Source organism: Phyllobacterium sp. (assembly GCF_037994405.1).
GTDB lineage: Bacteria > Pseudomonadota > Alphaproteobacteria > Rhizobiales > Rhizobiaceae > Phyllobacterium.
This window is the reverse complement of record NZ_JBBNAN010000043.1, coordinates 1-13,626: the sequence shown is the minus strand read 5'-3', so window position 1 is coordinate 13,626 and position 13,626 is coordinate 1. Positions and strand designations below refer to the sequence as shown.

Genomic DNA, 13,626 nt, shown 5'->3' with positions numbered 1-13,626 from the left:
GCAGCAGGGAGGGGCCTTCTCGGCAGCAGGGGGCGTCTCAATCAAACTTCAGCAGCCGTTCCAGATAGTCTTTTTCCATCTGTGGGCTGAGCGCATTGCCGAGGCGGCGGCGGATCTCTTCAAGAATTTGGCGGGCGCGCTGGATATCGACATCCTTCGGCAGCATATCGTTGCGCTCTGGTCCGGGTCCGCCCTCGTTGTTTTGCGGCCGGCCGAGCGGGTCGAAACGGCCATTCTGCCGTTGACCGCCCTGGCCGGTCTGTCCGTCCTGGCTCATCGCCTGCTGCATCTGCTTCATCATGTCCTGACCGCCGCGGCGCAAGGCATCAAGCGCATTGCTCTGCTGATCCAGGGCCTGGCCGCCATCGGCTTCGCCAAGCGATTGTCCAGCCTCGCCCATGGATTTGCCTGCTTCGCCGAAATCCTTGCCTGGTTTGATTCCAAGGCCTTGCAAGTCCTTCATCATTTGGTCGAGGTCTGACTGAAGCTTATTCTGTCCCTCCTGCAGCCCGCGCAAAGCCTTGGCGATATCCTCTTCGGACATCTGACCCTGCTTGCCTTGCTGATTTTGTCCGTAATCCTGTTGCATGCCGTTCTGGCGCTGCTGTTCGAGCCTGTGGGTCTCGTTCATCATTTGCTTCTGGCGCCGCATCAAGTCGCCAAGCTTGTCCATCTGCTGCTTCATCGCGCCTTGCTGGCTGTTCTGCCCCTGCTGGTTCTGGCCGGCCTGCAGATTGTTCAGCATATTTTCGAGTTCCGACAGCAGCTGCTGGGCCTGGTCCTTTGACCCTTGCTTGGCCAGATCCTCGATCTGATCCAGCATGCGGTTGATATCTTCCTGCCGAAGCTCCATCACATTGGGGTTGGGCATGTGCGCCATATTCGGGTTCTTTTGTGCCTTCTGGGCGAATTCACGCAAATATTCATTCATCGCGCTGCGCAGTTCCGCCATGCGCTTTTCGATCTCCTCCTGGCTTGCGCCCCTTTCCAGCGCCTGTTTCAGCGCTTCCTGCGCTTCGCGAAGCCGGCGTTCTGCGTCGGACAAGGCGCCGTCCTCGATGCCGCGCGCAACCTGCCACATATAAGCGACGACTTCGCGCAACTGATCATCGCTGCGCGCCAGATTGAGGCGTGAGCGAACGCTGCGCAGGGCGAGATAATGCGAGGCGTTCTTGATCGTCTCTTCCGGCCACAGGGTGATGGCGTCCAAGGTGTTCAGCACATCAGGCTTCGCATTGGCATCGAGAGCCAGGATGCGGCGCTGTTCCACGACTGCCCGTGCCAATGGATTGGCGAAGGGCCGTTCCGGCATGACAAGCGTCCTCGTTTCGCTGCTCGCTTCCTGTTTGGCGTCGTCGGTAGCCATCAGGGTCATATGAATTTCGGAACCGGCCCAAGGGTGCTCAGTGAGGTCCTTTGTCGTCTTCATCTCTTTTGGCTGTTCACCGCGACGGGGTAACGCAAGAGGCAAATCCGGTGCTTTAAAGAGGGGCCGTGCGTCTTTGTCGGCGGGCACTGCCTGTTCAATCCGCGCAAGAGCGCTCGAAGCGCCATAGTCATCCTTCAGCTCGTAGAAAACTTCCATCGTCCCGTTCGCGGCGCTGGTAGGGTCCTTGGTAAACCGGATCGAGGGCGGCTGGTCGGGGATGACAGTGAATGACCATGTGGAGCGCGCGGTGCCATCATCATAAAGTGTAACGGTGCTGTCGGCGGTGAGACGGACTTCAAAGTTTCGGGGCTTGCTCTTGGCCGCCGCCGCGTCTTCCGTCGCTCCCTGTTCCTTTACGGGGGCAAAGTCGGTCGCCTCGCCATCGCTGGAAGCCAGTGTGGCTGTTTCATATCCGCTGCCGCCGATGATGCGGATGATGAGCGTGCTGTCCTGCGGGATGGTGAATTGTTTTTCATCGGTACTGGCGGCCGACGTCAGGAACAGTGGGGCGCGCCCCGTATAGCGCGGCGGATTTACCCAGGCATCGATGCGGGGCGGGATGGCGTCGCTCCTGCCGTGACTGCGGAAAACGTCGCTGAGGTGGCCGCCGAGCGGACCACCCGAAAACGCAAATGCAACGACAAGAAGAAGTCCGACGACTGCGCGCAGTCCCCACGGATCGTGCTCCGGGACACGGGTTTGTGGCGGTCCGCTCTTCAAATCCCTGATGCGTTCGGCCATGCGCTTGCGATGTTCTTCCCACAGGGCCTGTGCGAAAGGATCATCCGCATTGGTGGCCAGCCCTTCCGACTGCACACTGATCGGCTGGTGGTCGAGGGTGTTGACTTCTTCAAGCCGCCTGCTGATTTCCGTATGTCCGGGCAGACGGAATTTTGACAGGAGGTAAAGGCAGGCCGGGACCGCCAGAATGAACAGTCCGAGCAATCCGAGCCGCAGGAAATCCGGAATCATCCGGAAAATGCCGAACCATGACAGGCAGAGGAAGATAGCGATAGTCAGCAAAAGCGGCAGCAGGAGCGGCCACAGACGCTCCAATACGACGGTCAGCCATGCCGACAAACGGAGGCGATCGATACTCCTGAAAATATCGAATCTGAGCCTTGTCTCGTCCCGGTTGTCGGGGTGTTGACCGGTCATGCGCACTCCATTTCGCTGACATCGACAGTGTCAGCCCTCATAACAATACCATTCATCATGGCAAAGGCGAGACCTTAGGGCAAAAACTCGATCATAGTTTTGTGTAAAGAAAGACAGTTTCATTGCGGACAGATGATGCCGATGATCTCTCCCCTTGCGGGAGAGAAAGGATTTTCTTGGGTTTGGCCCTTGCTGAATCCTTAGAAAACCCAAGAGAGCGCTGAGGGTGTTTATCCCCTCTCTTGCGATTTCTAGGACTTAACAAGAGCTAAGATGCTGAAATCGCAACAGAGGCGAGCCACGGGTCTCGCCCGCCTTCGGCCCCCACAAGGGGGGTGATAAGTCCGGCGTGTGCTAAAGCCACTCAGGAATGGAATCGAGACCGATCAGCTCCTCATAGGTCGTGCGTGGACGGACCACATGGAACCGGTCGCCATTGACCAGAACCTCGGGCACGAGCAAGCGCGTATTGTAGGTGCCAGCCTGGACGGCACCATAGGCACCAGCCGTTCCAATGGCGATGAGATCGCCGGGCGCAGGGCGCGGCAGGTCACGGTCAAGTCCGAGGTAATCACCCGTTTCGCATACGGGACCGACAACATCGCCGCGAATGCGGGGATGCGTGGCGGCCGGCTCGATCACCGGGCGGATCGTGTGGAAGGCGTCATAGAGCGTCGGCCGGATCAGGTCATTCATTGCCGCGTCGACGATGATAAAGTTCCGGGCATGGCCTTCCTTGAGGAAAATGACCTCGCAGACGAGGATACCGGCATTGCCGGAGATGAGGCGCCCCGGCTCAAAAATGGTTTTCAGGCCGAGCGGCTTGATGTGCCTGGCGACGATCTGCGCATAGGCATCGGGCAGGGGCGGCGGGTTGTTGTCGAAGTGGTAGGGAATGCCGAGGCCGCCGCCAAGGTCGACATGCTTGATGTCATGGCCGTCAGCCTTCAGCTGCGCCACGAACTCCGCGAGAAGCCGGAAGGCATTGTCGAAAGGTTCAAGGTCGGTGATCTGGCTGCCGATATGCATGTCGACGCCGACGATCTTGAGGCCGGGCAGCCTGGCGGCGTGCGCATAGACCGTACTCGCCTTGGCTAGCGGAATACCAAACTTGTTCTCGGATTTGCCGGTCGAGATCTTCTTATGGGTCTTGGCGTCAACGTCAGGATTGATGCGCAGGGAGACCGGCGCGATCTTGCCGGCTGCGACGGCACGGCTCGACAAAAGCGCAAGCTCGGGCTCGGACTCGACATTGAAACAGTGGATGCCAGCAGCCAGGGCATAGTCCATTTCGCCGGGCTTTTTGCCGACGCCGGAGAAAACGATCTTGTTTGCAGGTATGCCCGCAGCCAGCGCCCGGCGCAATTCGCCTTCAGAAACGACATCGGCACCGGAACCAAGGCGCGCCAGTGTTTTCAGGACGGCCTGATTGGAATTGGCCTTGAGGGCATAACAGACCAGCGCGTCCATCTCGGCAAAAGCGGCCGAAAACACCTTGAAATGGCGTTCTATGGTCGCTGTCGAGTAGCAATAGAAGGGTGTCCCGACCGCCTTGGCGATATCGGGAATGCTGACGCCCTCGGCGTGAAGGACACCGTCCTTGTAATCGAAATGGTTCACGTAAAAATCAGCCTAAATCAACGGGTCGAGAATGAAACGCTTGTCCGGAGCCGGCGGGGTTGCCTGTTTCGGTTCGCCGGGCATCGAAGTGACGGAAGCCGGCGGCGGTTCGAGCGGCCCCTTGCGGCCACAGGCCGAAACGGCGCTCACAATCGCAACGGCCATCAGAATTGTCGTCATAAAAGAACGGCTTGTCATAGATATTGATCCTGTCGTCCGAATGGGTTCTGCTTTGTCTAGAGCATGAAGGGTTCATATGGAAGGGTTCTCATTGATGCTCTATTAGCCGATGCCGTCTGCCTTATCCTCTCCGTTGTGGGGAGGGCGGCTGCAAGCAGTGGGAGGGGCCTTTTATAGTCAACAAGACCCCTCCCTGTCGCTTCGCTCCTTCCCTCCCCACAAGGAGGAGGGCAAGGGGTCGTGCTTTTTACAACTTCGCGATGCGCTTTTGCCAGAATTTGACCTGCCGGCGAACCTGTTCAGGCGCCGTGCCGCCAAAGGATTTGCGGCTGCGCACGGATTTGTCGATGGTCAGATAGCCGAACACCGCATCGGTAATGCCGGCGTGGATCTGCTGCAGGTCTTGAAGCGACAGTTTGCCGAGATCGCATTTCTTCTGCTCGGCCAGCGCGACGGCGCGCCCGGTCACATGATGCGCCTCGCGGAAGGGCAGGCCGAGTTCGCGCACAAGCCAGTCGGCGAGATCGGTCGCGGTGGAATAGCCGGAGCCCGCGGCTTTCTTCATGGCAGCCGTGTTGATGGTCATGTCGCCCACCATGCCGGTCATGGCCGCGATGGCGAGTTCCAACGTTTCGGCGGCATCGAAGACGGCTTCCTTGTCTTCCTGCATGTCCTTGGAATAGGTCAGCGGCAGGCCTTTCATCACAGTCAAGAGACCGACGAGCGATCCGGTGATGCGCCCGGTCTTGGCGCGCACGAGCTCGGCTGCGTCGGGATTCTTCTTCTGCGGCATGATGGAAGAACCGGTCGAGAAACTGTCTGACAGGCGCACGAAACCGAATTGCGGGGTCGACCAGATGACGATTTCTTCCGCAAGCCGCGACAGATGCGTCGCGGTGATCGCGGCGGTCGACAGGAACTCGAGCGCGTAGTCGCGGTCGGATACACTGTCGAGCGAGTTGCGGGTCGGTTCGCGGAAACCGAGGGCCTTGGCGGTCATGTGGCGATCAATCGGGAAGCCGGTGCCGGCGAGGGCGGCCGCCCCGAGCGGCGACTCGTCCATGCGGCGGGTCGCGTTTCTGACACGGCCCAAATCACGGCCGAACATTTCGACATAAGCCATGCAGTGATGGCCGAACGTGACAGGCTGGGCCGTCTGGAGATGGGTGAAGCCGGGCATCAGCGTTGCGGCGTGCTCTTCGGCGCGTTGCAGGAAGGCTTCGATGAGCTGTTTCAGCGCGATGGCTGTCTTCTCGAATTCCGCCTTCACCCAGAGGCGGAAATCGACTGCAACTTGATCATTGCGCGAGCGGGCCGTGTGCAACCGGCCAGCGGACGCGCCGATCAGTTCGGCCAGGCGCGATTCGACATTCATGTGAATGTCTTCAAGTTTGCGTGAGAATGTGAACTTTCCGCTCTCGATTTCTGACAATATCGTGTTCAGCCCATTTGCGATCTTGTCGTGATCCTCCGCCGCAATTATGCCGGTCTTGGCAAGCATGGCAGCATGGGCAAGCGAACCCTGAATGTCCTGGGCGTAGAGTTTTTGGTCAAAGCCGATGGAAGCATTGATTTCTTCCATGATCGCGGCGGGACCGGAGGCAAAGCGGCCTCCCCACATTTCATTGCTGTTCTTCTTGTCGGACATGATGCGCCTTGGGTGAGAAGCGAAAAGAGTAGAAATGACTGACGGCTACCAGATACAGAAATCGCCACGAAACGTGAGCAGGAAGATCATCCTTCTTGCAGGTCTTGCAGGGATCATTGCTGGTGCGGTTGCGGTATACGTGATGGAGCGGCCCTCTGGCAATATTGTCGCCAGCACAAACCCTTCCGACCAGTGCACGAATAAAACCGACGCAGCCAAGAAGATCGATAGGGCGGCGACAGGGGCGGTTGCGGCGATGCGCGGAGCCGATGTACCGCAGTCGATGTCGGAGCTGACGTTCACCGGGCCCGATGGAAAGCCGGTCCGGCTGGTGGATTTCAAGGGCAAGACGCTGCTGGTCAATCTCTGGGCGACATGGTGCCTGCCATGCCGCGAGGAAATGCCGGCGCTCGATGCGCTGGAGACCAAGAAGGGCGGTGATGATTTTCAGGTCGTGACGGTCAATATCGATACGGGCGACGATGCAAAGCCCAAGGCCTTCCTGAGTGAGATCGGTGTCAAATCACTGCAACTCTATCGCGATCCTTCAATGGGTGTGTTCAATGATCTGAAACGCAAGAACCTGGCATTTGGCCTTCCAGTGACCATGCTGGTCGATAAGGAAGGCTGCCAGATTGCGGCCATGAATGGACCGGCGGACTGGTCGAGCGATGATGCCGCCCGCTTCATCGATGCAGCGAGGGCCACGAACTAGGCATGAAAAAAGCCCCATCCGGGGATGAGGCTTTCTTAGATCATGCGAACGCGCTGAATTACTCAGCTCCTCCTGCTGCGGCTTTCTTCGCCTTCTTGGCTTTGTATTTCTCAAAGCCATGCAGTTCGCCTGGTTTGCGTTCTTTAGGTATTTTCTTCGGTTTTTCAGGCTTTTCTGTGGTCCAGCCTTCCGGCTTCGCCTTGGCCGGCTTGGCGGCCCAATCCGATTTCGGCTTGTCGTCGCGGAAACGGGGCTTGCGGTCGTCCCATTCGCGCTTCTCGCCGAAGTTCTTCTTGCCCTTGTAATCGCCGCCTTCGCGACGCGGCGAGGAAGAACCTGGGCCTTCGCTGCGGGTGATGTTCACGCCCTTTTCGCCGGTACCGTACTGCTTGATGCGCGCCATGAAATCGTCGGCTTTGCTGGCAGTGATTTCAAACCGGGTTTCCGTTTCCAGAATCTTGATCGAGCCGACATCCGTCTTGGTGATATCGCCGGCCTTGCAGATCAGCGGCAGCAGCCAGCGTGGCTCGGCGCGCTGCTTGCGCCCGACGCTCAAGGAGAACCAGGCGCCGCTCTCGAACTCTTCGAACCGCCCGCTGCGCGGTGCGCGCTCGCCCCGTTCCGGGCGATCTTCAAACCGGCCCTTGCGGCCCGAATCGCGCATGGGTTCGAGTACATGCGACGGCGTGCTCGAGAGTTCCTCCGGAGCAGGGCGCGCGGCCATCTGCTGGCGCAGATAGGCGGCAGCGATCTGTTCGGGGGAGTGCAGGCTCAGCAGCTCGGTTACATAGCCGGCTTCATCCTCGCCAATGACTTCCGTCAGGGAAGGATCGTTGAGAATGCGGTCGTGGTTGCGCTTGTTGATGGCAGCCGCGTCCGGTGGCGGTACCATGGTCGTCGCAAGTTTCGCTCCTTGCAGCAGGCGCTCGGCAGTGCGGCGGCGTGATGGCGGCACGATCAGAACGCAAATGCCCTTGCGGCCAGCGCGTCCGGTACGGCCGCTGCGATGCAGCAGCGTCTCGGAATTGTTGGGGAGATCCGCATGAATGACGAGATCGAGATTGGGCAGATCGATGCCGCGCGCGGCAACGTCGGTGGCAACGCAAACCCGTGCACGGCCGTCGCGCATCGCCTGCAAGGCATTTGTGCGTTCGGCCTGACTCAATTCGCCCGACAGCGAGACAACCGAGAAGCCCCGATTGGACAGGCGGCTCGTCAGGTGCTTCACCGCCTCGCGGGTCGAGCCGAAGATGATGGTGTTCTGCGCATCGTAAAAAAGCAGCGCATTGATGATGGCGTTTTCGCGCTCGCGCGGCGCCACCGGCATGATGTGATATTCGATGTCGCTGTGCTGTTCCCGGTCATTCGTTGCGGAAATACGCAAGGCATTGTTCTGGAACTGCTTGGCGAGCTGGGCGATGGGTTTAGGCACCGTTGCCGAGAACATCAGCGTACGGCGGTCTTCCGGTGCTTCGCCGAGGATGAATTCAAGGTCTTCGCGGAAGCCGAGGTCGAGCATCTCGTCGGCTTCGTCGAGTACGACCGCGCGCAGTTCCTTCATGTCGAGTGAGCCGCGGGTGATGTGATCGCGCAGACGGCCGGGCGTGCCAACGACGATATGCGCGCCCTGGGCAAGCGCACGGCGTTCCTTGGTCATGTCCATGCCGCCGACACAGGAGGCAATGCGCGCGCCTGTCTGCTCGTAGAGCCACTCCAACTCGCGCCGCACCTGCAACGCAAGTTCGCGTGTCGGGGCGATAACGAGCGCGTAGGGCGCGCCGATGGATGGAAAGCGATCCGTGCCTTCGAGCAGCGTCGGCGCTATGGCAATACCGAAGGCGACGGTCTTGCCAGAGCCGGTCTGCGCCGAGACGAGAAGGTCCGCGCTTGCCGCCTCGGGCGCCAGGACGGCGGTCTGTACCGGCGTCAAGGTCTCATACCCACGGGCTGCCAATGCACCGGACAGCGCCGGGGCGATAGAATCGAAAATAGTCATTAATGAACTTTCAAGTACGTGTTTGGGCTGGTGTTTTGGGCTCGGCGTCAATGGGAGCACGAGCGGCACGCAAATAGCTTTGTTGCGCTCTCGTAGAGGTTATAGCGCATTTCGTCAATGGCGAGGTGCGTAGGGTAATTGCACGGGAGCTTTGCAAATTCGTTGTGCCATGCACAACGTATATGCCAGGAAGTTGGTTCAGGTGGTAAAGCCCGCACGTTTCAACCGCACGATAGCGAGGTCGAGCGCCGACAGAAAGCTCGAACGGTCTTTGGGTGAAAAGGGGCGCGGGCCGCCAGTAATTTGCCCCGCGGAACGTAGCTCATCCATCAGGTTGCGGGTTGCGAGGGTGTTGCCGATCGAGGCTTCGGTAAAGGCGCGCCCCGACGGCGAAATGGCGTCGGCCCCGGCTTTGACGCAGCGGCTGGCGAGCGGAATATCCGCCGTCACCACGACATCGCCGCGGGAGACGCGCTCGGCGATCCAGTTGTCGGCGGCATCGAACCCGTCGCTGACGATCACCCGCTCGATCATTGGATCGCGAGGAATTGCCATCATGGAATTGGAAACGACGAACACTTTCACACTATATCTCTCAGCCACGCGATAGATTTCCGCTTTTACCGGACAGGCGTCGGCGTCGACGTAGATTGTGATTTTCTTCTGTTCTGCCATGGTCAACCAAAAATATGCAGGGCGGCGAGGCCGACTGAAGCACCAAGTCCGATCGCGATACCGGCGGCAAGTGCTGCTACCAGAAGTCCGGTGCCGAGCCAGACGCCGTCCTGTTCGCCAAGGCCGATCGACAGCATAATAATGCTGAGCGCGGGCATCTGATTGATCAGCGGGATCGGCAGGATGACGATCAGCGACATCGACAGCGCCACGATGCCGACGACACGCTCGATGATGATCTGTGGAAAGAGCCAGTAGCGAGGACGGGCCAGTTTCTCAAAGCGAATGAGAACCGGTTCGAGCTTGGCGATAAAAGTGCGATAGGTCTCGATGTGCATCGACTTCTGCCGCATGAAGGGCGGAAACCATGGATTCTCCAGTCCAATCAGCATCTGCACAGATAGGAGAACCAGCGGAATGCCGAAAATCGTCGATGAGCCCGGTGGGAGGGGTAACAGATTGAGCGCCGAAAACAGGATCATCAACGCTCCAAAACTGCGCTCGGACAGAGCGAAGAGGATATTGTCTAACGATATCCTCTTCGCCGTTGTCTCACCAAGCTGAACGAGAACACGAGACAGGCGCCGTGCGTTCGGGTCACCCGAAGGATCCCAATCGGACGGTGTTCCGTCTGCGTTCATTTCGTCCTCCCGTTTGATGGGGTCATCCCCTTTCTGCGGCTGGAAGCGCTGCCTCCATCATTTACGCGGGTTCCGTCTGCTCACGCCGTGTCTTCCAAAGGGAACTGAGAATACCGGCAAGCAGAATGCCCAGCGTAATCGACAGTGACCACATTGGCGGTATCTTTGCCAGTCCCAAAGCGTCAGCGACGAATATCTTTCCGCCAATGAAAACCAGAACCAGCGACAGCGCATATTTCAGATAGATGAAGCGATGGATGAGGCTGGCGAGCGCGAAATATAAGGCACGCAGGCCAAGAATGGCAAAGATATTAGAGGTGAAGACGAGGTAAGGATCGGTGGTGATGGCGAAGATCGCCGGGATCGAGTCGACGGCAAAAATCACGTCGGCAAGCTCGACCATGACCAGCGCCAGCAGCAGCGGCGTAATCCAGGTCTGCCGCTTCATTGTGAGCGGATCTGTCCGCCTGATGATGAATTTCTGACCATGCAACTCTTTCGTGACGCGGAACCGTTTATTCATGAACTTGAAGACGGGATTGGCCGAGACGTCGAATTCACCTTCCCCGGCCATCAGCATTCGAATGCCGGTGAAAATCAGGAACGCTGCGAAGAGGTAGAGCACCCATTCATATTCCTCGACGATGGCAGCACCTGCCGCAATCATGATGCCGCGAAGTATGACAACGCCGAGGATACCGTAGACGAGCACCCGGTGCTGGAATTGTTTGGGAATGGCGAAGTAGCCGAAGATCATGGCGATGACGAAGATATTATCCATCGCAAGGCTTTTCTCGACGACGAAGCCGGTCAGGTACTGCATCCCGGCCTCGTGGCCGAGTTCCCACCAGATGAAGCCGCCAAAGGCGACGCCAAGACTTATATAGAACGCCGAGAGCAGGAGGCTCTGGCGCATGCCTATGTCATGATTTTTTCGATTGAGAACGCCCAGGTCGAGGACGAGAAGAACAAGGACAAGGGCAAAAAAGCCAAGCCACATCCACAGGGGCTTGCCCATGGCATCAGAAAACAGAAGCTCCATGTTGAAAAAGATCCGCCGGCATCGGTTCAAGATTACAGCTCCGACATCACGAGAGAGCCGGTAACTCCCGCCAGAGGGGCCCGGTGCTGCAATTCTGCCTCAGTTGGGGAGTGGCAGCGACCAATGCAAGGACTTGATAAGAAATAAAATTTTGGGGTGATGGGTAGGTAGGTGTTGCTACCGGCGGCGCTGCGCAGAGCCCGATCTATCTCCCCGCTTGAGGGGGGAAATGCGATTTCAGCATCTTAGCTCTTGCCAAGTGCTTAGAAATCACAAGAGAGGGATTTGCTTCCGCCGATTATCTCTCACTTGGATTTTCTAAGGATTAGCAAAGAGGCCAAATCCAAGAAAATCCATTCTCTCCCACAAGGGGAGAGATAATCGGCATCGATATTTGTGCCCGCGTCTGGATTACCGAGTGGGGACCGGATGCTCGCCGCGATAGTCGTAAAAACCGCGTCCGGCCTTGCGTCCGAGCCAGCCGGCTTCGACATATTTGACGAGAAGCGGGCAGGGGCGGTATTTCGAATCGGCCAGACCGTCATAGAGCACCTGCATGATCGACAGGCAGGTATCGAGGCCAATGAAATCCGCAAGTTGCAACGGGCCCATCGGGTGGTTTGCACCAAGCTTCATCGCCGTATCGATCGCTTCGACCGAACCGACGCCCTCGTAGAGCACGTAGATCGCTTCGTTGATCATCGGCAAGAGAATGCGGTTGACGATGAAAGCCGGAAAATCTTCGGCAACGGTGATGGTCTTGTCGAGGCTGGAGACAAAATTTCGCGCGGTTTCGAAAGTCACGTTTTCTGTGGCGATGCCGCGAATGAGCTCGACCAGCTTCATCACCGGAACGGGATTCATGAAGTGGATGCCGATGAAGCGCTCCGGCCGGTCCGTGGTCGCTGCAAGGCGGGTGATCGAGATCGATGACGTGTTGGTGGCGAGGATCGCTTCCGGATTGAGGTTGGGACAAAGCTGGGAGAAGATCTTGCGCTTGATCGTCTCGTCTTCCGTGGCGGCTTCTATGGCAAGATCAACACCGGCAAGGTCCTCGATCCTCAAAGCCGGGCGAATATGCGTCATGGCCTTCGCGCGCTCGGCATCTTCGAGTTTGCCGTGGGAAACTTGCCGGGCCATGTTGCCGTTGACGGTTGCGATGCCCTTTTCGATCTGCTCGGCGGACTGATCGTGGATCAAAACATTGTATCCGGCCAAGGCGCAAACATGGGCTATACCCGAGCCCATTTGCCCCGCACCTATAATGCCTACGGTTTTGATCGGTCCAGTCATGTTTCCATCCGTTTTGCTCTTTATATATCACACAAACTAAATGGCCGGGGTAGCGTTCGTCTACCCCGGCCAGATAATTTCATTTCAAAATTGAATTTAAATTCAAAGAGCCTTTTCGAGCTCCGGCAGGATGGTGAAAAGATCGCCGACGAGACCGTAATCGGCCACCTGGAAGATCGGGGCTTCTTCGTCCTTGTTGATGGCGACGATGACCTTCGAATCCTTCATGCCGGCCAGATGCTGGATGGCACCGGAGATGCCGACGGCAATGTAGAGGTCTGGCGCGACCACCTTGCCGGTCTGGCCAACCTGCCAGTCATTCGGCGCATAGCCGGCATCCACTGCGGCGCGCGAGGCACCAACGGCTGCGCCGAGCTTGTCGGCGACCGGAAGGATGACTTCCTTGAACTTCTCGCTCGAGCCGAGCGCACGGCCACCGGAGATGATGATCTTCGCCGAGGTCAGCTCCGGACGATCGCCGCCGGAAAGCTTGGCTTCAACGAACTTCGACAGGCCCGGGTCAGTTGCAGCGGAAACGTTCTCCACCGAAGCCGATCCACCGTCACCGGCCGCCGCAAAAGTTGCGGTACGCACGGTGATGACCTTCTTGGCGTCGGTCGCCTGAACGGTCTGCAGGGCATTGCCCGCATAGATCGGGCGCTTGAACGTGTCAGGCGCGATCACCTCGATGATGTCCGAGACCTGCATGACGTCGAGGAGAGCTGCAACGCGCGGCAGGATGTTCTTGCCGTTGGTGGTGGCTGCGGCAATGATCGTGTCGTAGTTGCCGGCGAGCGAAACGATGAGCGCTGCACTGGCCTCGGCAAGGCGGTTTTCCAGTTCCGGGCTGTCGGCGAGGAGAACTTTCTTGACGCCGGCAAGCTTTGCAGCCTGCTCGGCGACGCCCTTGGCGCCCTTGCCGGCGACCAGCACATGCACGTCGGAGCCGATGGCGAGCGCCGCCGTCAGTGCCTTGGCGGTCTGGTCGGAAAGGGTCGCGTTGTCGTGTTCGGCAAAAAGAAGAATAGCCATTTTATGTTCCTTTCCTGATCTTAGAGAACGCCGGCTTCGTTCTTCAGCTTGCTGACGAGCTCAGCGACATCCTTGACCTTGACGCCCGCCTTGCGGCCGCCCGGCTCTTCGGTCTTCAGCACCTTGAGGCGCGGCTTGGTGTCGACGCCGTAATCGGCTGCGGACTTTTCGTCCAGCGGCTTCTTCTTGGCCTTCAT

The 13,626-nt window shown here is 58.5% G+C and carries 11 protein-coding genes and 1 pseudogene; 1 reads left to right on the top strand and 11 read right to left on the bottom strand.

Going from position 1 to position 13,626, the window contains the following annotated elements:
• Positions 1-37 precede the first annotated feature (37 nt).
• The 4 genes from AAAC48_RS02745 to argH all read right to left on the bottom strand — a co-directional run bounded on the left by AAAC48_RS02745 (position 38) and on the right by argH (position 6,035).
• Complete coding sequence (locus AAAC48_RS02745) at positions 38-2,587, bottom strand: TIGR02302 family protein (RefSeq protein ID WP_340652699.1); 2,550 nt, start codon at positions 2,585-2,587, stop codon at positions 38-40.
• 354 nt (positions 2,588-2,941) lie between these two features.
• Positions 2,942-4,207, bottom strand: coding sequence for a diaminopimelate decarboxylase (gene lysA, locus AAAC48_RS02740; RefSeq protein WP_340652698.1), 1,266 nt, complete (start codon positions 4,205-4,207; stop codon positions 2,942-2,944).
• Between the two features lie 12 nt (positions 4,208-4,219).
• Positions 4,220-4,405, bottom strand: coding sequence for a lipoprotein (locus tag AAAC48_RS02735; RefSeq protein ID WP_340652697.1), 186 nt, complete (start codon positions 4,403-4,405; stop codon positions 4,220-4,222).
• Between the two features lie 229 nt (positions 4,406-4,634).
• Positions 4,635-6,035 (bottom strand): argininosuccinate lyase, encoded by a 1,401-nt coding sequence (gene argH, locus AAAC48_RS02730; protein ID WP_340652696.1) that lies wholly within the window; start codon positions 6,033-6,035, stop codon positions 4,635-4,637.
• Positions 6,036-6,069: 34 nt separating this feature from the next.
• On the opposite strand from argH, the gene AAAC48_RS02725 reads away from it, so the two are divergent.
• Entirely contained in the window at positions 6,070-6,750 is a 681-nt protein-coding gene (locus AAAC48_RS02725; protein ID WP_340652695.1) for a TlpA disulfide reductase family protein, read from the top strand.
• A 58-nt stretch (positions 6,751-6,808) separates the two neighbouring features.
• Here AAAC48_RS02725 and AAAC48_RS02720 read toward each other — a convergent pair whose 3' ends face one another.
• The 7 genes and pseudogenes from AAAC48_RS02720 to AAAC48_RS02690 form a co-directional block, all read right to left on the bottom strand.
• Complete coding sequence (locus tag AAAC48_RS02720; RefSeq protein ID WP_340652694.1) at positions 6,809-8,746, bottom strand: DEAD/DEAH box helicase; 1,938 nt, start codon at positions 8,744-8,746, stop codon at positions 6,809-6,811.
• 198 nt (positions 8,747-8,944) lie between these two features.
• Positions 8,945-9,421, bottom strand: a complete 477-nt coding sequence (locus tag AAAC48_RS02715; protein ID WP_340652733.1) for a YaiI/YqxD family protein — start codon at positions 9,419-9,421, stop codon at positions 8,945-8,947.
• A gap of 2 nt (positions 9,422-9,423) precedes the next feature.
• Entirely contained in the window at positions 9,424-10,062 is a 639-nt protein-coding gene (locus AAAC48_RS02710) for an exopolysaccharide biosynthesis protein (RefSeq protein WP_340652693.1), read from the bottom strand.
• Positions 10,063-10,123: 61 nt separating this feature from the next.
• Positions 10,124-11,104 carry a TerC family protein gene (locus AAAC48_RS02705; RefSeq protein ID WP_340652692.1) on the bottom strand — a complete coding sequence of 327 codons (981 nt, stop codon included), beginning with the start codon at positions 11,102-11,104 and terminating at the stop codon, positions 10,124-10,126.
• Positions 11,105-11,515: 411 nt separating this feature from the next.
• On the bottom strand, positions 11,516-12,397 hold the full coding sequence (locus tag AAAC48_RS02700) for a 3-hydroxybutyryl-CoA dehydrogenase (protein ID WP_340652691.1): 882 nt from the start codon (positions 12,395-12,397) through the stop codon (positions 11,516-11,518).
• Positions 12,398-12,499: 102 nt separating this feature from the next.
• Positions 12,500-13,429, bottom strand: coding sequence for an electron transfer flavoprotein subunit alpha/FixB family protein (locus AAAC48_RS02695; RefSeq protein WP_340652690.1), 930 nt, complete (start codon positions 13,427-13,429; stop codon positions 12,500-12,502).
• Positions 13,430-13,449: 20 nt separating this feature from the next.
• Positions 13,450-13,626 (bottom strand): annotated as a pseudogene (locus AAAC48_RS02690) (electron transfer flavoprotein subunit beta/FixA family protein); the annotation flags it as partial.

Bases quoted from the DNA above. Each gene is read 5' to 3' on its own strand.
- AAAC48_RS02745 (WP_340652699.1), bottom strand. From the start codon at position 2,587: ATGACCGGTCAACACCCCGACAACCGGGACGAGACAAGGCTCAGATTC.
- AAAC48_RS02735 (WP_340652697.1), bottom strand. From the start codon at position 4,405: ATGACAAGCCGTTCTTTTATGACGACAATTCTGATGGCCGTTGCGATT.
- argH (WP_340652696.1), bottom strand. From the start codon at position 6,035: ATGTCCGACAAGAAGAACAGCAATGAAATGTGGGGAGGCCGCTTTGCC.
- AAAC48_RS02725 (WP_340652695.1), top strand. From the start codon at position 6,070: ATGACTGACGGCTACCAGATACAGAAATCGCCACGAAACGTGAGCAGG.
- AAAC48_RS02720 (WP_340652694.1), bottom strand. From the start codon at position 8,746: ATGACTATTTTCGATTCTATCGCCCCGGCGCTGTCCGGTGCATTGGCA.
- AAAC48_RS02715 (WP_340652733.1), bottom strand. From the start codon at position 9,421: ATGGCAGAACAGAAGAAAATCACAATCTACGTCGACGCCGACGCCTGT.
- AAAC48_RS02710 (WP_340652693.1), bottom strand. From the start codon at position 10,062: ATGAACGCAGACGGAACACCGTCCGATTGGGATCCTTCGGGTGACCCG.
- AAAC48_RS02705 (WP_340652692.1), bottom strand. From the start codon at position 11,104: ATGGAGCTTCTGTTTTCTGATGCCATGGGCAAGCCCCTGTGGATGTGG.
- AAAC48_RS02700 (WP_340652691.1), bottom strand. From the start codon at position 12,397: ATGACTGGACCGATCAAAACCGTAGGCATTATAGGTGCGGGGCAAATG.
- AAAC48_RS02695 (WP_340652690.1), bottom strand. From the start codon at position 13,429: ATGGCTATTCTTCTTTTTGCCGAACACGACAACGCGACCCTTTCCGAC.